This is a genomic window from Salmonella sp. NW1250 (assembly GCF_051812965.1).
Taxonomy (GTDB): Bacteria; Pseudomonadota; Gammaproteobacteria; order Enterobacterales; family Enterobacteriaceae; genus Salmonella; species Salmonella enterica.
The window spans coordinates 22535-46290 of sequence record NZ_JAMNDD010000002.1; the positions used below are offsets into that span (position 1 = coordinate 22535).

At 45.8% G+C, this 23756-nt stretch carries 22 protein-coding genes, 1 tRNA gene and 3 pseudogenes; 9 read left to right on the forward strand and 17 right to left on the reverse strand.

All coding sequences use genetic code 11. The features are described 5' to 3' along the window. Nucleotides 1–357: 357 nt before the first annotated feature. The 4 genes from NBA72_RS03355 to iraD all read left to right on the forward strand — a co-directional run bounded on the left by NBA72_RS03355 (nt 358) and on the right by iraD (nt 3789). Nucleotides 358–1236 carry a carbon-nitrogen hydrolase family protein gene (locus tag NBA72_RS03355; protein ID WP_000089254.1) on the forward strand — a complete coding sequence of 293 codons (879 nt, stop codon included), beginning with the start codon at nt 358–360 and terminating at the stop codon, nt 1234–1236. 38 nt (nt 1237–1274) lie between these two features. Beyond that, a complete protein-coding gene (locus NBA72_RS03360; RefSeq protein ID WP_000540892.1) occupies nt 1275–2198 on the forward strand; it encodes a polysaccharide deacetylase family protein in 924 nt (307 codons plus the stop codon). 725 nt (nt 2199–2923) lie between these two features. Next, nucleotides 2924–3409 carry an Hcp family type VI secretion system effector gene (locus tag NBA72_RS03365; protein ID WP_017441064.1) on the forward strand — a complete coding sequence of 162 codons (486 nt, stop codon included), beginning with the start codon at nt 2924–2926 and terminating at the stop codon, nt 3407–3409. Beyond that, nucleotides 3409–3789 (forward strand): anti-adapter protein IraD, encoded by a 381-nt coding sequence (gene iraD / locus NBA72_RS03370; protein WP_042948931.1) that lies wholly within the window; start codon nt 3409–3411, stop codon nt 3787–3789. Before NBA72_RS03365 ends, iraD begins: the two co-directional genes overlap by 1 nt. Before the next feature lie 134 nt (nt 3790–3923). Here the strand turns inward: iraD and NBA72_RS03375 are convergent, their stop codons facing one another. Further along, the gene (locus NBA72_RS03375; protein WP_061423679.1) at nt 3924–5408 is read right to left on the reverse strand and encodes an NAD-dependent phenylacetaldehyde dehydrogenase; all 1485 of its coding nucleotides are present in this window, start codon (nt 5406–5408) and stop codon (nt 3924–3926) included. Between the two features lie 161 nt (nt 5409–5569). Between NBA72_RS03375 and NBA72_RS03380 the strand changes: the two genes are divergently transcribed. The 4 genes from NBA72_RS03380 to NBA72_RS03395 all read left to right on the forward strand — a co-directional run bounded on the left by NBA72_RS03380 (nt 5570) and on the right by NBA72_RS03395 (nt 9503). Further along, nucleotides 5570–6871 (forward strand): NAD(P)/FAD-dependent oxidoreductase, encoded by a 1302-nt coding sequence (locus NBA72_RS03380; protein WP_001092825.1) that lies wholly within the window; start codon nt 5570–5572, stop codon nt 6869–6871. Nucleotides 6872–6885: 14 nt separating this feature from the next. Next, nucleotides 6886–7260 carry a cupin domain-containing protein gene (locus tag NBA72_RS03385; RefSeq protein WP_000542980.1) on the forward strand — a complete coding sequence of 125 codons (375 nt, stop codon included), beginning with the start codon at nt 6886–6888 and terminating at the stop codon, nt 7258–7260. Nucleotides 7261–7468: 208 nt separating this feature from the next. Further along, the gene (locus NBA72_RS03390) at nt 7469–8968 is read left to right on the forward strand and encodes an APC family permease (RefSeq protein WP_000475960.1); all 1500 of its coding nucleotides are present in this window, start codon (nt 7469–7471) and stop codon (nt 8966–8968) included. Continuing rightward, the gene (locus NBA72_RS03395) at nt 8946–9503 is read left to right on the forward strand and encodes a DUF3156 family protein (RefSeq protein WP_042948765.1); all 558 of its coding nucleotides are present in this window, start codon (nt 8946–8948) and stop codon (nt 9501–9503) included. Before NBA72_RS03390 ends, NBA72_RS03395 begins: the two co-directional genes overlap by 23 nt. 104 nt (nt 9504–9607) lie before the next feature. Here the strand turns inward: NBA72_RS03395 and NBA72_RS03400 are convergent, their stop codons facing one another. The 14 genes and pseudogenes from NBA72_RS03400 to NBA72_RS03465 form a co-directional block, all read right to left on the reverse strand. Continuing rightward, nucleotides 9608–10291: a helix-turn-helix transcriptional regulator gene (locus tag NBA72_RS03400; RefSeq protein WP_001275358.1), complete on the reverse strand. Its 684-nt coding sequence runs from the start codon at nt 10289–10291 to the stop codon at nt 9608–9610. Between the two features lie 778 nt (nt 10292–11069). Continuing rightward, entirely contained in the window at nt 11070–11456 is a 387-nt protein-coding gene (locus NBA72_RS03405; RefSeq protein ID WP_000385068.1) for a hypothetical protein, read from the reverse strand. Between the two features lie 269 nt (nt 11457–11725). After that, on the reverse strand, nt 11726–12376 hold the full coding sequence (locus tag NBA72_RS03410; RefSeq protein ID WP_000724402.1) for a hypothetical protein: 651 nt from the start codon (nt 12374–12376) through the stop codon (nt 11726–11728). Beyond that, complete coding sequence (locus NBA72_RS03415; protein WP_042948768.1) at nt 12354–12878, reverse strand: DUF943 family protein; 525 nt, start codon at nt 12876–12878, stop codon at nt 12354–12356. Before NBA72_RS03415 ends, NBA72_RS03410 begins: the two co-directional genes overlap by 23 nt. 202 nt (nt 12879–13080) lie before the next feature. After that, complete coding sequence (locus tag NBA72_RS03420) at nt 13081–13314, reverse strand: DUF3289 family protein (RefSeq protein WP_371045375.1); 234 nt, start codon at nt 13312–13314, stop codon at nt 13081–13083. Between the two features lie 210 nt (nt 13315–13524). After that, complete coding sequence (locus NBA72_RS03425; protein ID WP_042948769.1) at nt 13525–14028, reverse strand: hypothetical protein; 504 nt, start codon at nt 14026–14028, stop codon at nt 13525–13527. A 402-nt stretch (nt 14029–14430) separates the two neighbouring features. After that, complete coding sequence (locus NBA72_RS03430; RefSeq protein WP_000421096.1) at nt 14431–14709, reverse strand: bacteriocin immunity protein; 279 nt, start codon at nt 14707–14709, stop codon at nt 14431–14433. A gap of 14 nt (nt 14710–14723) precedes the next feature. Continuing rightward, a pseudogene (locus tag NBA72_RS03435) lies at nt 14724–14930 on the reverse strand (type VI secretion system tube protein TssD); the annotation flags it as partial. A gap of 21 nt (nt 14931–14951) precedes the next feature. Then, nucleotides 14952–15218, reverse strand: coding sequence for an STY3281 family bacteriocin immunity protein (locus tag NBA72_RS03440; protein ID WP_001650677.1), 267 nt, complete (start codon nt 15216–15218; stop codon nt 14952–14954). Beyond that, entirely contained in the window at nt 15215–15532 is a 318-nt protein-coding gene (locus NBA72_RS03445; protein WP_042948770.1) for a PAAR domain-containing protein, read from the reverse strand. Before NBA72_RS03445 ends, NBA72_RS03440 begins: the two co-directional genes overlap by 4 nt. 1098 nt (nt 15533–16630) lie before the next feature. Continuing rightward, nucleotides 16631–16771 (reverse strand): annotated as a pseudogene (locus NBA72_RS03450) (type VI secretion system tube protein Hcp); the annotation flags it as partial. Nucleotides 16772–16807: 36 nt separating this feature from the next. Further along, nucleotides 16808–17464 (reverse strand): annotated as a pseudogene (locus tag NBA72_RS03455) (tyrosine-type recombinase/integrase); the annotation flags it as partial. A gap of 159 nt (nt 17465–17623) precedes the next feature. Further along, nucleotides 17624–17699 (reverse strand) — tRNA-Phe (locus NBA72_RS03460). Nucleotides 17700–17804: 105 nt separating this feature from the next. Next, a complete protein-coding gene (locus tag NBA72_RS03465) occupies nt 17805–18512 on the reverse strand; it encodes a DUF554 domain-containing protein (RefSeq protein ID WP_042948772.1) in 708 nt (235 codons plus the stop codon). A 424-nt stretch (nt 18513–18936) separates the two neighbouring features. Here NBA72_RS03465 and NBA72_RS03470 point away from each other — a divergent pair, with 424 nt between their 5' ends. Continuing rightward, nucleotides 18937–21072 (forward strand): ornithine decarboxylase, encoded by a 2136-nt coding sequence (locus tag NBA72_RS03470; RefSeq protein ID WP_042948775.1) that lies wholly within the window; start codon nt 18937–18939, stop codon nt 21070–21072. Nucleotides 21073–21133: 61 nt separating this feature from the next. Here the strand turns inward: NBA72_RS03470 and NBA72_RS03475 are convergent, their stop codons facing one another. Both NBA72_RS03475 and mltC read right to left on the reverse strand, forming a co-directional pair. After that, complete coding sequence (locus tag NBA72_RS03475; RefSeq protein WP_001049803.1) at nt 21134–22390, reverse strand: nucleoside permease; 1257 nt, start codon at nt 22388–22390, stop codon at nt 21134–21136. 216 nt (nt 22391–22606) lie between these two features. Continuing rightward, a complete protein-coding gene (gene mltC / locus NBA72_RS03480) occupies nt 22607–23692 on the reverse strand; it encodes a membrane-bound lytic murein transglycosylase MltC (protein ID WP_000976289.1) in 1086 nt (361 codons plus the stop codon). Nucleotides 23693–23756 lie beyond the last annotated feature (64 nt).

The following is a 23756-nucleotide window of genomic DNA, read 5'->3' on the forward strand; positions in this document are numbered from 1 at the left end:
ACCGGGTTCTAACGGCCACCTTCGGGTGGCCGTCTTCATTACCCTTATCGGTAAAAATACGCGTTGGTTTTATACCAGCGCGTTATCATTTAGTTTGCCTGATTATTTTCAGATGCTGAAAATAATATTGTGGTAAGGGTTATTGTTTTTCGCCTGGATTTTTATCGACTCTCTGTCTCGCTGCGATCATCGATAAAGTCCCCTTTATGTAAATAAAGGTTCAATGCTTCTACTCTTTTCTCCATATATTTTGCGCAGCTTCACAAAAAATAACCTGATGTTGTAATGCCCACTCCCTAACATTCTCCATGCGCTATACGTTAATTTAAGTTTAAATTTCATGCCGGGGATATCACGATGTCACGTAATTTTACTGTTTCAGCCTGTCAGTATATTGTTACTGAAATAAACACTTTTGAAGATTTCATAACAAAGGTAAGGATACTTCTTAATAAAAGTCAGGGAGCTGATGTCGTTATTTTCCCGGAGCTATTTACCATTGAGTTATTTACACTATTGAAAAAATGGCAAGAAAGACCCATTTCACACCTAACTTTAATTGATCAGTTTACGGATGCCTATAAGCAGCTTTTTCAACAGGAAGCGAAAGAAAGAGGACAGTTCATTATTGCTGGCTCTCATCTGGAGCAGACTGGAGCAGATCGCTATGAGAATGTTGCGCATATATGGGGACCCGATGGCGAACATTATGCTCACAGTAAGACGCATATCTTCCCGGCTGAACGGGGTTGGTATACTCAGGAAGGCGATAAAATGGCTGTTTTTCAACTGCCATTTGCTAAGGTGGGTTTTAATATTTGTTATGAAGCAGAAATACCGGAGTGTGCTGCGACGCTGGCGGAACAGGGTGCGGAGTTAATTTTAACGCCTTCCGCTACGTTTACTGAACAGGGATTTTGGCGAGTCAGGCATTGTTGCCACGCACGTTGTATTGAAAATCAAATTTATCTTGTTCACTGTTGCCTGGGCGGAAACCCGGGCGGGCCACTGCCAGGCTGCTGGGCCCGAAGTTCAATTTTAAGCCCCTGTGATGTCGTGTGGAAAAATCCACAAGGTATTATCGCAGAGGCGCACGTCAATCAAGAGGATGTCATTTCAGGAGAAATTAACCTCGATGTTCTATATGAAAATAGACTTGGGGGGGCAGCAACAACGTTCAAGGACAGACGCAGAAAAGCAGGCATATATAATATCTGGCCATCACACATTAAATAACAGAATGTGTCCCTTCTATGTATTAGCTGGAGGTCGTTATGGGATATTTAAAATTACCTGAGGGTAAAAGGATTGCGGTCAATCTTGGTGTTGATGTAGATGCTCAGTCTTTATGGCTGGGCGGATTTAATCGACCGTCGCCATCCTTTATGTCACGGGGAGAGTTTGGTGCACAAGTTGGCGTACCAAGGCTTCTCAAATTGTTTAAAGAAAATAATATCAAAACCACCTTTTTTATTCCCGGACACACTGTAGACACCTTCCCGGAAATCAGTAAAGCGATTTTTGATGCCGGGCATGAAATCGCTCACCATGGCTACTATCATGAAAATCCGACGCTGGTGAATCGTGATACAGAACGCCGACTAATGGATTTGGCGTTCGCCTGTTATAAAAGACATTTCGGCATACGCCCTGTGGGATACCGTTCTCCCTATTGGGATTATAGCGAGAATACGCTGGATCTTCTGGAGGAAGCCGGTTTTCTCTATGACAGTAGCCTGATGGCGAGAGATCTTGTGCCTTACCATCCTCAACGTTGGCAGGTGAATTGGGAAACGGGAAATATCGCAGGCCCGGCCAGCGCGATTCTGGAAATTCCTGTTAGCTGGTATCTGGATGATTTTCCCGCACTGGCGTATACCGGCAACCAGGAGGGGATGAGCGATACTGACGGTGTTCTGCGACGCTGGAAGGATATTTTTACCTATGCTTATAACCATCAGGAAAACGGTTTATATGCGATGGCTCTTCATCCGCAGATAATCGGTCATGGGCATCATATGATGATGTTGTCACGTTTGATTGAACATATTAAAGGGCATGATGGCGTATGGTTTGCAACCTGTGAAGAGATAGCCAGTGTCTGGGTGGATGACGAAGAGGATCGACAAAAAATGCTCCGTCCTGATGTTCGTGGCGTAGCGCCGGTTCCGGATGATTATGGCTGGCCGGGCAAATGATATCACCTCATGACAATGTTAATATCAGTCGGGTAACGGATTACCCGGGCAGAAGTTACCTGTTTGCCCGCTCGTTAATGCATATTGTCCATCAGAAAGGGAGACTATCCCGGGACGTATAAAATCTTTTTTATTTCGGTCAAAACGTTAATCAACGAGAATAGTTTGTTTTTTGATTTAAATCATTTTTTAGTGTTCACAGGTAAATAAGCAAATAACATTTATAATGTGAGTATTAAGAAAAATAAAATTTCCATAGTGATTAATTTTTATTTAATGCTTTGATTTTTAATGCTTTTGCATGTGTTAATTGATGTAAATCAATTTGTGTTTTTTTATTAAATAAGTAAAAATTAAGTTGATATTTGCTTTTTGATGTGTTTTTTATATATAGCTGATTATTATTCTGAAATGTCAATTTTTGAATAACGACGCTGTGATACCGGCACCAGGGATACTTTGCGATAAAAGGGATTGAATATGGCAGAGAGCGTTCAGTATAACCTCAATTGTATTTGGCCACAGCGGGCCAAAACCTTCTATTGCATTGCAACCAGCGGAATAACGTTCATCAGACGTGGGTAAACGTTGGCAAAATCCCTGCAAACCTGGCGCTTTTCACGCTGTGTTTTTTGGTCGTTGCGCTTTTAATAAGAGTCACAAGCGTTGGCCGCCGGTATTCGTCTGGCTGCTGAACTGCCACCTGATCAACAAGGAGATAAATCATGGATGCGATTTTTTTAAAGCTCGACAATATCAAAGGCGAAAGCCAGGTTGAAGGCTTTGAAGATCAGATAGAGATCATGTCTTATAGCCACAATGTGGCAATGCAGGTAAATAACGATGTTAGCCTCACCGAGCGGACTTCCGGGCGTGCGCATGTTGGTGAAATGTCGCTCACCAAATTTGTCGACCTCGCCACGCCTGTGCTCAATGAGTACTGCTGTAGCGGGAGGCTAATTAGAACCGCGGTGCTGACGTTGTGCCACAATGACGGCGGCAAAATGCGGTCGCTTATCGTTTATACCCTGACAAACGTGCTGATATCACAACTCAGTGTTAGCGGCGGCGCCGGCGGTAAGCCGGTGGAAACGATGTCGCTGAACTTCACGAAAATCAAATGGCAAATCACTGCCGAGAAATCAGACAGCGCTCAACAGGAGTCCAGAACGTCAGTATGGGATCTGGCGATGGACCAGATAGGGAAATGATGATGACGCCAACCATTCCGGTCGCGCTATTCGACAGGCTCTTGGTTGAGGGGATAAGCCCACATGAATTGGTACGCTGCAGGTTAATGTGTTTATTCAACTCTTGCGCCGTGCCAGGTGGCGAGACATTACCGCCGCTGCTCACTCGGGGTATGCCGGAATGGCACGAGGTGAATGTGGGTGACAAACGGGTTCTCAACTGGTTTTGCCGTGAGCTTCGCGCTGCTATTTTACGTTATGAACCGAGCATCAACATGCTGAAAGTCAGTGTAAAAGATGCCTATCATCAGACGCTGGCGTTGTCTTTGGAAGCGATGTTACAGGATGAGTCTGAACCGTTAAGACTGGAGATAGCCTACTCTAACGGTAGATGGCGCTAGTAATGCAGGAAGGAACGCCGGGCCGGGCGTTTAACATTACCCACAAGCAATAAAACGCAGCGAACGAACCTGATAATCAGGCAGACAGTCCACCTTTCGGTATGGTTGATCTGCCTGCATCATTTTCAGGATGGTTAATAACGGACCATGACCGATTTAAGTTCGGTATAGTCATCAATAAACGCGCTGCCAAATTCACGACCAATGCCCGATCCTTTCATCCCTCCAAAGGGTACCGCGGGATCGAGGAAGGTATGCATATTGACCCACACCATGCCAGCATCAATATCTTCAGCGTAGCGTAATGCCTTAGACATATTTTCCGACCACACACTTGCAGCAAGGCCGAATGGCGAAGCGTTGATATGCGAAAGCGCCTCTTTTTCATTCTGATAACCGATAAAGCTACAGACAGGGCCAAAGGTCTCCTCGTGCATCAGCGTACTGTTTTTACTACGCACTTTTACCGCCGTCGGCTGTAAAAAGTACCCTTCGCCGGGTAAAGTTTCACCGCCGTAAACAATAGTATCCCCTTCTTCCCGTGCGCGTTGAATCAGATGCAGCACTTTTTCAAGCTGAACCTGATTCGCCAGCGGGCCCATCACCGTTTTTTCATCTAAAGGCGAGCCGGGCACGATCTCCGATAACCGTTGCCTGAGGAGCGTCATGACCGTATCCAGTTTTTCCTGGGGCAGATAAAAACGCTCTGCGGCAGCACAAATCTGTCCTTGATTCAGATAACCGGCTTCAAGAATACCGTTGACCATGGCTTGTGCCGAGAGATCATTGAGAAACAGCGCCGCATTTTTCCCTCCTAGTTCGAGGGTAACGCGTTTTCCTGACGATGTTGCCGAACGCCGGACTTTCTCACCTGTCGCAACTGACCCGGTGAAACTCACTTTGGCGCAATCTGGATGCGCGATCAGCTGTTGCGCTATCTCACCGCCAGCACCGTTTACCACGTTAATTACGCCATCAGGGAAACCTGCCTCTTTAGCCAGCTCAGCGACTCGCAGCAGTGTCAGCGGGGTATATTCACTTGGTTTAATGACGATGGTGCAGCCACATACCAGCGCTGCGGCCAGCTTCCAGATAGCAATCATAATTGAGAAATTCCACGGCACAATACCGACGACCACACCAATGGGTTGGCGTTGGGTAAACGCTGTGTATCTCTCTTCTCCCATTGATGGCAGGGAGACATTCAGCGTTTCACCGGTTATTTTTCCTGCCCAACCGGCAAAGTAACGCAGGAAGGCCACTGACTGATCGAGTTCAAGACCGCGCGACAGCATAATCGTTTTACCTGAACAGACGCTTTCCAGTTGAGCTAACTCTTCACGATGAGCGGCAAGAGTATCAGCCAGTTTCAGCAGTAATGCGCCGCGTTGTAACGTTGGCATTTTACGCCAGACATCAAACGCCCGTCTGGCGCTCTGCATGGCCTGTTCTGCCTGCGCAGGGGTTGCCGACACAACGTCGGCGATGATTTTGCCTGTGGCTGGGTTAGTGACCGAGAAGTTCGTGCCGTTTCCGGCCTGACGTTCACCTGCAATAAATTGTCCGTGTCGTTGGCGTAAAAAAGTCGTTACTTCGGCAAGTAATGTCACGTCGCTCATCAGAAGTGCCTGTAGGTCAGGAATGTACGTTTTTCCATCTCAACATACTTGCCTGGAACTGAATATCGTTCCAAAGAACGTCATTCTTCCGGACGATATTTTGTAAAACGTTACCGTGCTGTGATAGCGGTCTTAGTCAAGCGTGATGACAAGGTAACGCGATGAATACAAAAATCGATGCGTTGAATTACTACGGCGCGACGAAAAAATACCCGTTGCATTTTCCTGCTCTGCAAGAGGATATTGATGCCGATGTGGTGATCATTGGCGGTGGCTTTTCAGGCATCAATACCGCGCTGGAACTGGCGGAGCAGGGGATCACTAATGTTGTCGTTCTGGAAGCCCGCCATCTTGGGTATGGCGGCACCGGGCGAAACGGCGGTCAGGTGATGGCCGGTATAGGTCACGACATCGAAGCCGTTAAAAAATATGTAGGCGCAGCGGGAATGGAGACGCTGTTTAAAATCTCGAACCTCGGCGCAGGCATTATTCGGGAGCGAATTCGTAAATACCATATTGATGCTGATTTTGTCCCCGGATATGGTTATCTGGCCTACAACCAGCGGCAGTTAAAAACGCTGCAACAATGGGAAAAAGAATTCAAAGCCGCCACGCCGGAAGATGATATTGAACTCTATACCGGTAAAGACGTGCAGCAGGTTATTGGTTCCGACGTCTACTGCGGTGTTCTCAAGCATATGGGGGGAGGGCATGTCCACTCGCTGAATTTATTGCTGGGCTCCGCTCAGGCTGCGAATTCGCTGGGGGTGAAGATATTCGAATATTCACCTGTGGTTGAGGTCAGTTACGGTAAAACTGTGCGGGTACGTACTGCGATGGGCAGCGTAAAAGCGGCCAAATTGCTGTGGGCCTGTGATAGTTTTCTCAATAATCTGGAACCAGAAATTTATAAGAAAACGCTGGTTACTTATTCTTATCAGGTCTCTACAGAACCTCTCTCCAGCGAGCTTGTTGAGCGGATCAGTCCCTTGCGCGGGGCTTTTAGCGATATCCGCCCGGTGATAAATTACTACCGTCTCACAAAAGAAAACCGTCTGCTGTTTGGCAGCGCCACAAGGTTTCTTGAATATACCCCGCACGATTTTGCTGCCTGGAACCGCACTCTGTTGACGGAGGTCTTTCCTTATTTGAAAGACGTTAAAATCGATTTTGCCTGGGGCGGACCGATGGCCTGTAGCGCGAATCTGTTTCCGCAGATTGGCACGCTTCGTGAACACAATAATGTTTTTTATGTTCAGGGTTATTCCGGATTTGGCGTCACGCCTTCCCATATTGTATGCAAAATCCTGGCCGAAGGAATAAATGGCGGTTCCGAGCGGTATCGTCTGATGAGTAGCATTCCCCACGCGACAATTTATGGTCGCGACAGTCTACGTCTATTGCTGGTCAGTGCGGGAAAACTGATACATCAAACAGCCGGTTTCTGGAAAGGCCGGAATTAACCAGGAGAACATTAATGCACGCTTTTAAACTCAATCAACCTGTTCCTGAATTACAGCCAATCGGGAGTGTCAGCCTGTTGGGGGCGTTGCCAACAGAAGGCGATCCCCAGGTCGCCGTTGCGATGATTTACGGTAAACCTGAGGACGTATTTACCTGTGGACTGTTTTCATCGACCCGCGGCGGTTTCACTATGATTTATCCCTTTACCGAGCACGCAACCGTGCTGGAAGGGGAAGTGGAACTCACTGTTGCGGGTCAGGAACCGATACGTTTTTCACCAGGCGATAGTTGGTTTGTTGAACAGGGAACCGAAGTGGCATGGAAAGTTTTAACGCCCCGTTTTGTAAAACATTATCTGGCAAACGTTGAAAGCCACAAACAGGGTTGAATCCTTTAATTGTTCGTCAGTAGCGTTGGCATCACTGGGGAGAATAACGCGCTCCCCACTTGCTATTAGCGCATGCGGGGACGGCGTCACAACGTTATTTACCGTTATCCCTCTTCAGGACGATACCTGTTAGATGCGGTGCCTGCCATAAATAAGCGTTATTCCGGAGCGGTAATTTATTGTTGTAATAATAGTGAAGAGGTTGACCATGTTTAAAAACAGACTTGCCAGCCATCTTGAACGTGGCGTTATTGGTTTCCCCACGACGCTTGCCAGCTCCGTCGGGCTGATTATGGCAAGCCCGGTGATCCTGACCGTGACCAGTGGTTTTGGCTCAGGGGGAGATACCTTTGCCCTTGCGGTATTACTGGCATTTATTATGATGCAAGCGCAGATTACCACCTTTGCCGAAGCGGCAACGCTTATTCCCACGACTGGCTCCGTCTACGACTATATTTCCTGCGGGATGGGGCGTTTTTTCGCTATCACCGGTGCGCTTTGCGCTTACCTGATCGTACACATTTTTGCCGGCACGGCAGAAACGATTCTCGCTGGCGTCATGGCGCTGGTGAACTTTGAGTCCGTTAGCGAACACGTGGCCATGCAGCACAATACCTGGATGGTTGGCGTCGGCATGGTAGTGGTTTTCGGGTTATTGAATGCCATTGGTGTTGAAGTATTTGGCAAGGTGGAAGTGTTTCTTACATTCGGTATGTGGACTACCCTGACCATCTTCGGTTTATGCGGGATCCTGTTATCCCCGGTCACTCATCATTCCGGGTGGTTTGGCGCACCGCTTGATGTCAGTAATCTTTCTGGTCTGTTTGGTTATATTGGCATGGCGATGTTTATGTTCGTCGGTTGTGAACTGGTAACGCCAATGGCGCCGGAAATTAAAAAAGCGCATCGTACGATTCCCAGAGCGATGGCGCTTGGCCTTTTAGCGGTGGCAGGTTGTATGTTCCTCTATGGCGCTGCGATTAACCGGCAGGTAAATAATGTGGTGGTCGATGCGGCAAACCATATCTTTTTACTGGATACGCCGATGGCTATTCCCGCCTTTGCCAATCGTGTCATGGGACATGTCGGGCAATACTGGCTGGGCGTGGGGTTGTTGTTAGCGGGATGTGCGACGATTAATACGCTAATGGCGGCAGTACCGCGTATTATATACGGCATGGCGCTGGACGGCGCTTTGCCGCGGTTTCTGACCTGGTTGCACCCCCGCTTTAAAACACCGGTCATCGCCATCGCATTCGGTGTTGCGATTCCCTGTTTACACGCCTGGTATCTGAACGGTGATATCGACCACATTGTTCCGCTGATCCTCGCTGCGGTCTGCGCCTGGGGGGTAGCTTATCTGCTGGTAACGTTATCGGTCGTTATCTTACGTATTCGGCGCCCCGATTTGCCACGCGCTTACCGGGCCCCCTGGTTTCCCTTACCTCAGATTATTTCGAGCGTGGGTATTATTATCGCCATTATTAATATCGCGCCTCCAGGAATGAACAGTCGGGATGTACTTATACCATTCGGTATTATGCTTGGATTGACTGCCGCCTATGCCTTATTCTGGACATTATGTGTGCAACGGGTTAATCCTTTCCTCCCGCTTCCGGTAGAAGAGGTCGTGGAACGGGCGATGGGCAATTATGAAAAGCGAAACAATGAAGAGATGACGCCAGATGTCCTCCGTCCCCTGGTTTAAGAACGCATTAATGAATATGGTGTTACGTGATTTGAGCGGCTGGCGTTGTGAAAAATTGACCGAACATAGCGCCGTGCTGCATCTGAATGCATTTACCCAGGTTATCTGCCATGTTCAGCAAAAACGGTTATTCATGGCCAGTATTCACAGTTGTGAATTCAGGGTGAAAGGCGCAATCAATTATCCTTTGCAGGGCAAAATTCGCGCTCATCAGCCCGGATGGCTGAAACGTTATCCCGTCATTTTTACTGGCAGTAAAAGTACCGCCGGGCTGATTAACTATCTTAATCGTTTCCCCAATTTACAACAGACTCTGAGTGAACTGGATTATCGTCGGTTTACGCTGGTTTTACATCATAAGGAATGGTATTGCGGCATTGAGCTATGGGCTGCTAGCGAAGTGGTTTGTAAAATGCCGCCGCTGCGCCGTTATCTGCGGCTTGAGCGGCACCAGCGTGTTCTTCTGCTTAGTGTGATAAATATGATCAATCAGGCCATGAATCAATGGCTGCAACAGGATACCGACGCCAGATAATATGACATTTTATTGCGGCATCAGCTCAGAGAGTGGTATTAATTCAGGCATATATGACACAGGGGGAAAAGACCCGCAATTGACGCGGGTGAAAAAGCACGCTTTCACATATGCTGTGAATGTTGTACCGAAGACATTCTGGTTCGGGAAACCAGTTCCGTGCGATTTATCACTTCTGTTTTAGCAAAAATATTACGTAAATGCGTTTTCACTGTTGAGAGAGAAATATTCAACTGACGGGCAATCAATTTGTTGCTGGCCCCTTCGCAGACCATTCCCACAATTTCACGCTCTTTGGCGGTCAATATTGACGTCAGATTGTTGTCTTCCTGAAGAGAATCATGAATTGCCAGTCCCAGTAATGGTTGTACTGCCTGGGCTCGCAAACGCTCTTCGCTGGAAAAAGGTATATCGCGCATTAATGAAATGCCCGCGATAATACGATGGCCCCGACGAATAAAGATCTCAATCATGTCGCACACATGATTAGGTAGCATAAATTCATGATAATAATGGCGATGACGGGCACAGATACCGGGCGTCATCGTCGCTACGGTAATAACCTGCTGGCCGAACCGGGAAGGCGATAGCGGGTCTAATGGTTGAAAATGCTCCAGATATTGTTGGTGTGTGCTATTAGAAATATTATGTAAAACATAGGCTTCCGGCTTTAAATAAGCATTAACACGATAAAAAACCGCCGACGACAGAGGAATAAGTTGCGCAATGCTCTGTAAGCAATGGAGAGTGATCCCGTCATTATGGCCAGTAGTTGATAAGGCTGACATGTTATCTCCTTCCATCCGGATGAGCGCGTCGGGACGCAGTAAAATAGTGGTATGTTGAAACATACAATTTACATTCGGTTAACACAATCATTCACATGTTAATAATGTGACGTGTGTTGCGATATTTTTTATAACCGATTGAAAATAAATGTTTTTAATTTAAATCTTGTCTGGCTTTCTAAAAAATAATTAAAAATTATTAATATAATTTTTTTTCTGTCGCGGTTGACTCATCTCCTGAAAATGCCGTGGGTTCTCGTCCTTCAGGACGATATTATTTTGAGACGACTGTTCTATGATTTTCTGTAATAGCGCAGGTTAACAGAGACTTAATTTCTGGTTCAGACAGGATTTGCTAAATAACGTTTCAATAGCGTCATGCGCTATGCAGAAAACCGGGGTTTTTACCCACAAAAAGCGGTGGCTGCCAGTATATTTTAATGAACAGTAGTGAACATGAAGAACGGAATAACCTGTTGATTTTATAAAGCAAAACGGACGCCACAGGGCGTCCGCATCTGAATGGTTGGTGCCCGGACTCGGAGAAGTCCTTTGGGCTAATGGACTGTTAAAGCTATTTTTGACCGTTTATCAAGACCACTACAAAACTAACCATTACAGAATTATCTACATGATTTTCCCGGTGTGGGTTTGATTCCTGCTACTGTCTGATAATTGTTGAACCAGTTCTTCTGTATAGGGTATCAGTAGAGCAGGCTTTCGAAATTTGACATCCAGTAAGAATCGGTGTGAGACACTCACGGTTTTTTCCTGCCGTCTATTCATCATTGAAAAATGATAGTATTTTTATGAGAATAAGAGCCAAAAATATAGAGGCGCCTATATAAATCCCTCGTTCTGTCCAGGTATCCAGACGAAATAACCAATAGACACATAAAAAAACAAGTAGCCCACCAATAATTGACGCGAGAGCGCCAATGATTTTTTTGAACATATATTTAAAAGTACCTTCATTATATTTCATGGTTTTTCTTTTTGTGTCGCCATTACCATTATTATGACAGTTAATTTTATGCTGAAGAATAACCCTGCCATTATCTGTTTTCTGGCATATCTTATTAGGCGTAAACGTCAACAGGCGTAGCGCATGATAGTAATTTTCTTGTTTTGAAGGCCAGTTTCTATCAACGATTAAATAATCCACTGTACGTATACTATAACGATGCTGATCTGATAAAAATGATACATATTATCAAGTGGAACAGAAAAATGATAATTGCTCTCACCTGGAATTTCAAGCTACTCGTCTGTGTCAAAGACAGAACTAAAGCGGCATGAACCACTTAAATAACGCAGAGTAACCTCGTCATTAATGATACGCTCATCTCAGTATCCAACATCCAGACTCCTGGAAATTTACTGCATTCCTGTAACTCAAATTATTTAGAGCATATTAATATCGGATATTCCTTTTTAATTAACGCCAATCTCCATACTTTCCAGTGACTTTAATATGTATGGCGTAAAATCAATCAACTGATTATCTATTTTTCTGATTAAACTGCCTGCGCCGCATAAAGCATGTGAGCCATCAATCATACAAAAATAAAATTTCTTTTTTATGTTATCATCTTCGTATATCGTTTTATCCATCTCCGAAATATTCTCATCAATGATTAAGAAACCCTGTGCATTCACTGAACTTATATTATATAAAACTGATGGTTTAAATTTATTATTTGTTTTTGTTGCATCATCATCTATCACCCATATGTTTTTATTTTTATCAAAAACGATGTGCTGTATATGTGAGCCATACTCACCAACATCATACACCTCTCTGCTATATGAACAACTCCATAATGTAATTGGATAAAACTCAGGATCATAAACATGGTTTTTATCATTGAGATCTTTAATATTTTCATTTAAGAAAAAGTAATCATTAAATTTTACGTTCTTACACTCAGGGGTTTCCACGCGATAGTCAATCCTTGCATCAATGCGAAGCATTCTTACAGAATATTTCGACTCACTTAATTTGTCTGGTAATGATATAGATGGAATAATATTTGCTTTCAAAGGTAAGATAAGAAACAAACTAATGATAGTGATTTTTTTCATGGCTTTTATCCTGGTTGAGCTTGGTGGAGTTATTTGATTCGATAAGCTTATCATCATCTTTTTTCGGTTGATAAAAATAACCAGAACCAGAAAATAAAAACATCCGATAATAATTACCACCAGATTCAGCAGACATATATATATCTTTTTTGATACATTTTGATTCTGATTTTATATCAGGAAAACAATAAAATTCATCCTCGGAATCATAGGGCGATAATTTTTGATAACCGTCACCAAAATCCCATATATATACCGAAAAATCATTTTCAGGGAGATTATATTTTTCCAGAATTTTTCTTTCATTTTCTCTCCACCAATTCAGCTTTCCCCTGTCCGTAATGGGGAAATGCCTGGCAAGAATGTTAATGTCTTTACCTGAATAATAATGGACATCCACGATTTCTACTGGTCTGCCTGACCATAAGTATATAACAACAGAACAAAATAATATGGCGATTGTCACAATATAAATGAATTTTTTCGTTATTACCCATGACACAATCACATTCCTTATGCAAAATATCGGACTATGCTATGTTAACAATACAAACAAATACCTTGCCGACAATACATACCAAATCAGGAGTAATATCCTCTGACACCTGAGATTTTTACGGTGGTATTTATTTCTGTAATATATACTTCATCCTTTAAGCTGCCTCTTTGTTGGCTGCGCTCAGAAACCCCGGTCACATAGTTATCTATGCTCCCGGGGATTTCTTCCCTTGCCGCCGCGATGCATCTAGAATGATTTTGTGTATAAATGGCTTAAACTCATACCCCTCTTTCTCATAATGTTGAAGTACAAACCAAATTTTAAAGACATCCCAATGGCTATAAAGCCAATGTGTTATATCATTACTGTCAAGACTAAAATGATCCTGCATCCTGTAATGCCCGTTTGCTGCGTAGGCATTTTTGATACATTCAATGATGTTATGGTAACGTGTGTGCCATACATATCATGAACAGATAATCTCAGCCCGTAGCTATAGGCCCTCCACGATTTTATTTCCCACTGTCGGCAATTGTTCCGCATCTTTTGTTGTTGCCTTTTGCTTCCCAGAAGATGTAGATCCGTTACCCGTGTCGACTGTAGGTACATTTGACGGTACAGGGTAATTTGATTTATTCAACAACCCTTCTTATGGTGAAAAATAACTATCTATAGGCATCAAAGCGTTACAGATCTTTCCATCAAATAATTCAAAATCATGGACGTTTACTAAAAATTTATCTTTATATGAGTAATTAGCACCAACCACTGGAATAGTAAAAATCTCGATCTCTTCATTTTTTTTATTTATTATTAACATGCCATCAAAACCATGAGGTATTTGATCGTCACTAAAATTATTTAATGATAGTCTAATATTTATTATAGATTTATTATTCCCAGCCAAAAAGGCATTAATTAAAGAATCAGTTATTCCATGAGGATAAGTATCAACATATACTATTCGTATAGAGTTCCCCGCTCTTTCATTCCAACAAGATTTATTGACCGCATATATCCTTTCATCAGCTCTATATTCTTTAAAATATTCCTTCCCTTCTGGGTTACCCCATACGAATAAATAATATCCTCGCTCACCAGCGCTGACAGAAAATGTCACAATCCAGATAAAGAGGAATATATATTTAGCCATATCATCTATCTCTTATATTAGATTTTTTTGAACGGATGTAAATTCGCCACCGCAAAGATGTCCGGTTCCTGGCCGTCAGCCTCCAGCGTGGAACTTTAGCGGGCGAGAGTTCGTCAGGCTCATACTTTATCGTGTTTCCAGAACATGAAACAATGTACAAAAATAGACTCTTAGTGAGTAGGCCGTAGGATCTTTCCCTACAGCCTCTTACAAACCGTACGTAAAGCTCTCATTTCATACGATTCGCGTCAGACAAATATATCCTCTGGCACTACGGTTCAGTGTAAAAACTCTCAGAATTATGCCTTTGATAGTTGCTCCCTTAACTGACATATTTTTGCCTTTTAACGGTCACTGCATTATCATCCCGGTTCCGGTTGACAAACTCCTCACCACTGATCGCTACTTATTTTCCTTAAAACAGGGGAGTCTCTGAGACTTCCGCCAGCGTTTTAGCTCTTCAATAACTCCTTCAGGACTATCTTCTCGTTCCTCTGATGGATAAAATATCAAATCCCCGCCATCAGGGTGTTGAGTAATTTTATTAAAATGTCGTAGAAGATTATCAATAAACTTCGATAATTCATCTCCAGTCAACTCTTCAGGAGGCTCAAAGAAATTATTTAAAAACTCGATAAACTCATCTTCTGTATAATCTTCAAGGTTATTTTTTAGTTCCATTTTCACCTCAAACCTTACTTATGCAATCGTATATGATTTTTAGGAGTGTTTATCCTAAGGTTATCAACATCAAACACCATTCCTCCATACTGGATCTTTCCAACGTGATAAATTTCATAAGCCCACCTACCTCCGACTTGTTGCCTTATCAAGGTGTACGGCGCTCGACCTCTTTTTATCAAAGTTTGATTCGATTTACTAAACTGCGCCAGTAACTCTGGGCATTCCCCTACACCTGATTTTCATTTACTTTTCTTAAAACAAGGCAATCCTTGAGATTCTCTCCATTCTTTAATTATGTTCAGAATACCCTCAGGTGTTCCATCACTTTCCGTTTCAGGATAATAGATAAGATCTGTTCCATCTGGGTATTCAGTGATCTTATCAAAATACTCAAGCAATGGATCTAATGTTTCATCTGTATCCGACTCGTTTTCAGAAAATATCACTCTCAAGAAATCAATGAACTCACTTTCCGTATAATCACTAATATTTTCTTTTAATTTCATAAATCGCCTGTGTATGTCAATATGGTGTTCACACGGAGATTGTCTACATTGTAAACATCGCCTCTATTTGCAACTTCATCTATATGATGAAACTCGAACCCCTGTTTTCCGACTCTGTCAACTTTTCTAACCTTTGATGCCTTACTTGATTTCATTCGAGTCATATTAACAACCCCGCCACAGTCCACCGCATCACCCATTCTGGCAACGGGCAGGCCGTCAATAAATACCGTGGGGGAACTCGCTATACTCACGGTCTCGTAATAATCGTCGTACTGGGTGCCTTTATCGTTGAGTCGGGCGGCTGTGGGCATTTTTCTCCATAGCTTCATTACTAAATAATAAGTTGTGAGATTATCCTGGAAAATAAGAGTAATTATTTATTAGAAGTTAATAAGTGATAGGAACATTGTACTTACTGCAACTCCAATATAACTAATTAATTCTTTTAATAAAAATCTAAACTCTGAATCTTTTTGATGCGAATTCAGGATATTAATTAATTTATTTTCTCTTCGATTTGATGGCGTAATTCCATCTGGGAATGTATGTATTAGTTTTCTCAACGCACTGCTGATTTTTTTAAAATTTGTTATTAGATAAAGCTTTTCTTTCTTTTTTTATGAATTTGGATATAACATGAGTATTCTGTTTGTGTACTAACTTTTTTTAGTGACCATGACACGGATTCATTATCAATGATAATCTTCCCATCAGAAAATTCAATTTTTTGAATAAAGAAAACTTTTTATTTCCCCGCCAAAAATGTATGCAGGTTCCAAATCAAACATTTCATTATCAGCTAATGCGCCTAATTTTTTTAACCGTGCGATCAAAAAGATAATTATTGTTATCATCCACTAAATCAAATCCTTCCTGACTTGAAGATGCAAGAAAAGATGCAATTTCGCTGTCAAGAATATTTTTTGTTTTATTGATAAACCTATTTTCATTAAAAATGATCTTATTAAGTAAAGGTAAGATGGTAATATTTCCTCCTGTGAACCATGGCCTGATTTAATGCTATCATTGGATGCATCATCTGGTGTTTTTAGTCTTTCATTCTTATTCCAGCTTGCACCTGTTGAACTGTTGATACCTCTGGAGGGTGAAGCTGACGACAGTGGTTGCCGTCGGCGTTAATCCGTCCACATCCAGCGTAAAACGCAGGCCATTTTGTGACATAACCTTGTTCTGGATTTATTGACGAAAAAGGAACCACGGTCCGCTCGTGGCAGTGGCAATGGGGAGGACAGCCGCTTCAGGCACGCTACCGCCAAAGTTTCCGGCATCCACCATCTCCCATATATGAAACGTAACAGACGTAACTCATTGCTGGCACGGGCTTTTTGTCTCCGTTCCCGGACAAAAACAGCATCCCACCATTAAGGCGGAATGCTGTGGATTTACTCTTATGCTTCCAGCGGCGCACGCCAGTCATCAGTACCTGAAGTGCCTGCTGAAACGTGTTTCCATTCAATTTTGCGGTAAGCCAGAGAAACTTTAATCAGATATGTGAACTCACGTTTGGTGTCGTCCTGGCAGTGCGGCACAGCGGAAAGTGTCGATAGCCGGTATCCGGCCTTGTTGTAGGTGTCGATATAGCCCAGCAATTCAGGCAGGCGTTTCAGGGGAAGGGCGGGGTGATGCTGGGTTACAACAGGAGTTACAACGCCATCGAGATCGAATGCCGGATTATATTTAATCGTTCCCTGTTGTACGGCGTGGCGCATAATTTTGGTCAGATGCTGGCGTATACGTCCGGCAACATCATGCACACCTTTATCATCAATGTCTCTGACCAGTCGCGTGAGATGTAGGATTTAAGTCGCCGAAATATCCATTGCGCCGATATCAGGGAAAACGTAGTGTTGGAGGCGGACAGGAATTTTATTGGCGTGACTTCTGACCAGAGTTTCAGGCAGCCGGTATGCCACAATCTGGCGATGTACTGGAACGTTCTAATTCATTGACAACCTTTTTGCGTCCCGGCGCTGCTGAGAAGGGGTAAAGCCGGATTTTAGTACGCGCCGGGTGGCATCGCGTTTTTCGCGGACAAGGGCGAATGAGGTTTCGGGATAAGGACCGAATGATACCCCGGACTCTTTTCCCTCAAAACGATATTTGAAATACCAGATACGAAAACCGTTGGGTTTTACCAGAAGATACAGGCCGAGTGTATCAACGAGTTTATAGGGTTTATCAGAAGGCTTTGCACTACGTGCTTGTTTGTCGGTTAATGCCATTTGAGGGCACTCCTTTATCTAACCGGACTGAGCACCGAGTTGACCACCAAAAGCCCCTGATTTGGGCGGATAAATAGAAATTCGCTGGGAAGAGTTTTTCCACTAAATCATTGAATTAAAAACACATGGGGATTTTTAAGGAAGTATAAAAAGGGAAGGTGGTGCCCGGACTCGGAATCGAACCAAGGACACGGGGATTTTCAATCCCCTGCTCTACCGACTGAGCTATCCGGGCAACGAGGCGCATTAAACCGTAATCGCCTCGCTTCGTCAACGAAATTTCTTCAAATCAACGTAGACTGCACAATCTATCACCACTTTGTTGTTATTGCACGCAGAGTCAGGCAAAAAACATCGCCCATGCGGCGGAAATCGGCATCGCCAGCAACAGCGCCGGGAGCATATTCACTACCGGAAACATTTTGATTCCACATACACGCAAGCCGGTCGCCACCAGCAGCAGCCCGCCTACAGCGCTAAAGTCGCCCATCATTGCCGGCGTGGTCAGCGGAAGAATGAGAGTGGCGCAGGCGGCAAGCGTTAACTGGATAATCAACATCGGCGCGCAAATCGCCGAAACGGCGATGCCAAGCGAACAGGCGAAAATAATGGCAGTGAAAAAATCCAGAAAAGATTTAGCGATCAAAATGTTTGGATCGCCGGTCATCCCTTCATGCATCGCGCCGAAAATACCGGTGCCGCTGGCGCAAAAAAGTACAATGATAGCGACGTAACTTTGAATAAATGAGTCGTGTGTCGGCTTCTTACCCGATGCCATAAATAATTTTTGGATTTTCGCGACTGCGCCATTAATGCCTTTTTCCAGCAAACAAAACTCGCCGATAAGCGCGCCGACCAACGTCGCCAGCACCATCACCGGAAGATTAGCGCACTTCATCACCAGCAGAATGCCAATTCCCAGAGAGCACAGACCAAAAATAGACGTCATTGAGACGCGAATCCGTTCTGGCAGACGCTGACTTAACAGCGCGCCAATAACGCCGCCGAATAAAATTGCGCCAGCGTTAATAAAAGGTCCAATTACCACAATGACTCCTGTTATTTGTCTTTCAAATTGCCTTATTATCACGCGATTAAGCTGTTAATAGCTTGATTATCTGTGACGTATAGAGCGCTGATTTTACCTTGCGCCGTCTGGTGAAAGGTGCCATGATTGCGCGAAATTTCTCCTGCCAGCATGGGGCTCGCCGGGATGAACATAGCGCCTTTATATTGTCTTCACTGTCGCCTGACTGCGCGAGGTTTGCCCCTTTCTTTCCTTTTTTTTGTCATCCCCGCTATGCGGTGAGGGCAGCGCACGCTCACTGCAGGACAACAGTAAAATCAGAAACAGTCTGTTTTTACTGATGTCTGGCGGTCGGAGCTGGTATCCAGTTTGACCCGGCATCTCGTTGGGCAAGGCATCGGCCTTGTCCGGGGTTACTCTACTCCCGAAACGGGTATTTGCGCTTATGAAATCAATGAATATTGCCGCCAGCGGTGAACTCATCCCCCGTCTCTCCACCCACCGAAACGTAGTGGCGCTGGACAGTACCGACTTTACCGATGTGGCCGCAGTCGTCATTACCACTGCCGACAGCCGTAGCGGTATTCTGGCGTTGCTTAAACGCACCGGTTTTCACCTGCCGGTGTTTATGCTTGCGGATGAACCCGTCAGCGCGCCTGTCGGCGTTACGGCGGTAATAGGCGGGAACGCGCAGGAATGGCTGGAGCTGGAAAACGCTGCCTGTCGCTACGAAGCGGAACTTCTGCCGCCCTTTTATGGCACCCTGACCCAGTATGTCGACATGGGGAATAGTACCTTTGCTTGCCCGGGGCACCAGCATGGCGAGTTTTTTAGAAAGCATCCCGCAGGCCGCCATTTTTATGACTTTTTTGGTGAAAACCTGTTTCGTGCGGATATGTGTAACGCCGATGTGAAACTTGGCGATCTGCTAATACATGAAGGTTCTGCCAAACACGCGCAGAAATTTGCGGCAAAAGTGTTTAATGCGGATAAAACCTACTTTGTGCTGAATGGAACTTCGGCGGCGAATAAAGTGGTCACCAACGCCTTGCTGACGCGCGGCGATCTGGTGCTGTTTGATCGTAATAATCACAAATCCAACCACCACGGCGCCCTGATTCAGGCCGGGGCGACGCCAGTCTATCTTGAAGCGGCGCGTAACCCGTTTGGTTTTATCGGTGGTATTGATGCGCACTGTTTTGATGAAACGTACCTGCGCGACCAGATTCGTGACGTGATGCCGGAAAGCGCCGATGCGTCGCGTCCGTTCCGCCTGGCGATCATTCAACTGGGTACCTATGACGGCACTATTTACAACGCCCGTCAGGTGGTGGATAAAATCGGGCATCTCTGCGATTACATTCTGTTTGACTCCGCGTGGGTAGGCTATGAGCAGTTTATCAATATGATGGCGGATACCTCGCCGTTGCGGCTGGAGCTTAATGAAAACGACCCAGGGATCTTTGTGACCCAATCGGTACATAAGCAACAGGCGGGGTTCTCACAAACCTCGCAGATCCACAAAAAAGATAACCATATTCGCGGCCAGGCGCGTTTTTGCCCGCACAAACGCCTGAACAACGCCTTCATGTTGCACGCCTCGACCAGTCCGTTCTACCCGCTGTTTGCGGCGCTGGATATCAATGCCAAAATCCACGAAGGGGAGAGCGGTCGCCGCCTGTGGGCGGAGTGCGTTGCGCTGGGCATTGACGCGCGTAAAGCCATTCTCGCCCGTTGCAAACTGCTTCAGCCCTTTATCCCACTGGTGGTTGACGGCAAGCCGTGGCAGGCATATCCGACGGAGACCATTGCCAGCAATCGTCGTTTCTTCAGTTTTGAACCTGGGGCGAAATGGCATGGCTTTGAGGGTTATGCGGATGACCAGTATTTTGTCGATCCTTGTAAACTGTTACTGACCACGCCAGGTATTGATGCCGATAGTGGGCGGTACACCGAATTCGGCATCCCGGCGACCATTCTCGCCCACTATCTGCGTGAGAACGGTATTGTGCCTGAGAAGTGCGATCTCAACTCGATTCTGTTCTTGCTGACACCCGCCGAGAGCGAAGAGAAACTGGCGCGGCTGGTCGCGATGCTGGCGCAATTTGAACGGCACATTGAAGACGATACGCTGCTTGCGGATGTATTGCCGACGGTTTTTCAGAAATACCCGGTGCGCTACCGCGATTACACCCTGCGTGAGCTATGTCAGGAGATGCACAACCTGTACGTTAGCTTTGACGTTAAGGATCTGCAAAAAGCGATGTTTCGCAAAGAAAGCCTGCCGCATGTGGCGATGAACCCACAGGACGCCAACAGCGCCTTTATTCGCGGCGATGTAGAGCTGGTGCGTATCAGCGAGGCGGACGGGCGTATTGCTGCCGAGGGGGCATTGCCATACCCGCCGGGCGTACTGTGCGTGGTGCCGGGGGAGATTTGGGGCGGCGCGGCGCAGCGTTATTTTTTGGCGCTGGAAGAGGGCATCAATCTGTTGCCCGGTTTTTCGCCGGAATTGCAGGGAGTGTATAGCGAGACCGATGCCGATGGAATTCAACGCTTGTACGGATATGTTTTAAAGTAACGTTGCCTGCAGGCCGGATAAGGCATTTACGCCTTATCCGGCCTGCGAAACAGGGCAAGGATTAATGTGCAACGGGTTGAGAACCCGCCGGAACGCGAACGTGTTTGTATTTGAACAAGGCTACGAACGCGAAGGCCAGCACCAGCGAGTAGCCTGCGAAGATGAGCCACACGGTCTGCCAGTCGGTAATGCCGTTTTGAGTGTAATACTCCACCACTTTACCGCTCACAATGCCGCCCAGGATACAGCCGAAGCCGTTGGTCATCATCAGGAACATCCCCTGCGCGCTGGCGCGGATTTCCGGGCGTACTTCTTTTTCGACAAACACCGAGCCAGAAATGTTGAAGAAGTCGAAGGCGCAGCCGTACACAATCATCGACAATACCAGCAGAACGGTACCGAACGGCGTCGGGTCGCCATAAGCGAACAGGCCGAAACGCAGCATCCACGCCACAATACTGATAAGCATAACGTTCTTAATACCATAACGGCTCAGGAAGAACGGAATGGTCAGGATGAATAACGTTTCAGAAATCTGCGAAATCGACATCATCACCGAGGCGTGCTGCACGATAAAGCTACTGGCGAATAGCGGATCTTTATCAAAGCTATGCAGGAAGGTGTTGCCAAACATGTTGGTGATCTGCAGTTCCGCGCCCAGCATCATGGAGAAGATGAAGAAAATCGCCATCCGCTTATTTTTAAACAGCGCAAAAGCGTCAAGGCCCAGCATTGATGTCCAGCTCTGGTTTTTCTGTTGGTTCGCCACCGGAATGTGCGGCAGGGTAAAGGTAAACAGTACCAGCAGAACGGAAAGCGTCGCGCCGATATAAAGCTGCATATGGCTCAGCTCGAAACCGGAGAAACTCACGCCCCACATCGCCAGAATAAAGCCAATGGTGCCCCAGATACGGATAGGCGGGAAGTCAGTCACAATATCCATGCCGGCAGACTGCAGGCGGTAATACGATATAGTATTGATCAAGCCCAACGTCGGCATATAGGCCAACGAGTTAAGCAGGATCACAAAGAACATCGCCCCAGGCGTAGTGACTTCCGCGGCCATGAATAGCGTGATGGCGCCGACGACATGACACAGGGCATAGACCCATTTCGCGCTCAGCCATTTGTCAGCCACAATGCCTAACAAGGTCGGCATAAAGACGGCGGCAATCCCCAGTGAACTATAAACTGCGCCAATAGATGCGCCGTCAAATTTTAAGGTGACGAACATATACGAGCCCAGGGTAGTGAGCCAGCTTCCCCACAGACAGAACTGCAGAAAAGAGAGTATTTTAAGCTGCAGCTTAAGATTCATGTTAATTTCCTCACACCTGAGAGCGGATGAATGTTTTAAAAGGCACATTTGCCGTTGTGATTTGGTGTGATTCTATCAATGAGAGGCGGGCTTTTTTTGTTACCTGTGACAAATATTTGCAAACAATTTCTGATTGCAAAGCAAAAGAGTGACGGAGTTAACACTTTTACCTTTCCCGCCTCTGTCATTTGCCAACCAGAGGCGGGATGCGATGGTTTATCGGCGACGATACGATCGCTGGGCGGAATTCACCTTATACAGATAGCGGCGCGACTCCGCAGATGGATGTCGGGTGGTTAATATCTGGTACACATCCCCCGGCGACATGCGGTTAATCATATTCGCGGCCTGAATCTTATCGTTCGAGAATACGCGTAATACGCTGCCTGCGCCGCCATTGTAGGCGGTAATGACCGCATAGCGCCGCGACGTCGGATTCTCGATACCGCTCAGATAGACATTATTCAACATCGCCAGATACGCTGTGCCGGTATCGATATTGCTGGCGGGGTCGAACAGGAAGTTACGGCTTGGCGTGCCGGACTTACCCTGAGAACGGAAAACATCTTTCCCGGCGCTGTGTTGCACTACCTGCATCAGGCCCAGCGCATCCGCGTGGCTGACCGCATACGGGTTAAACGAGGACTCCGTTTGCATAATCGCCAGAATCAGCGACTCGTCAACGCCGTATTTACGGGAGGCCTGGCGTACCATGCCAATGTATTTATGCGCGCGTTTATCAAGGTGGTTCGGCACCAGATTAATGGTGACGCTGTAAATAATACGCAGGCCGTTACTGCGGCTTTTGAGCCGCGTTTTCAGCAAGTAATCCGCGAATGTCGTGGCGCGGCCTTCCCAGCGAATAGGCTGGCCGGTATTGTCGAGGACCTGACCATACAGGAAGGGTTCTTTAGAAATTTTTATGTCATCGACATCGGAGTAAAGATCGACGGAGGTTGGGTCGTCACCCATGAGCAACGTTTTAATAATGGCCCGGCGCAGATGTGCGGTAGGTTCCGTCCCGGCGATGGTTTCAACGGTAATGGTCCCATCATCAAAGTTGATGTGGCTACGGGTCTGGAACTGATCGGTATATTTGACGTAGTCTTTCGGCCCGGCGATCAGGACTTCCTTATATCCCCACAGATTTTCAATATTGTTGGCAAATTGCCCCATCAAAATATCAAAGCCGTTGGTATCCTTGACCCAGGCTTCATTATACGTCTCGCCTTTTTTGGTCGAACTGGAGCAGGAGATGAGCAACGGCGCAATAACAGCAAGCGCGAGTAATTTTTTCATCATTCCGGGAGTGCATGTTGTGTTGTCGTTATGCCATGTTGCCGGGCAGCGGCGCTAAGGGCTTATC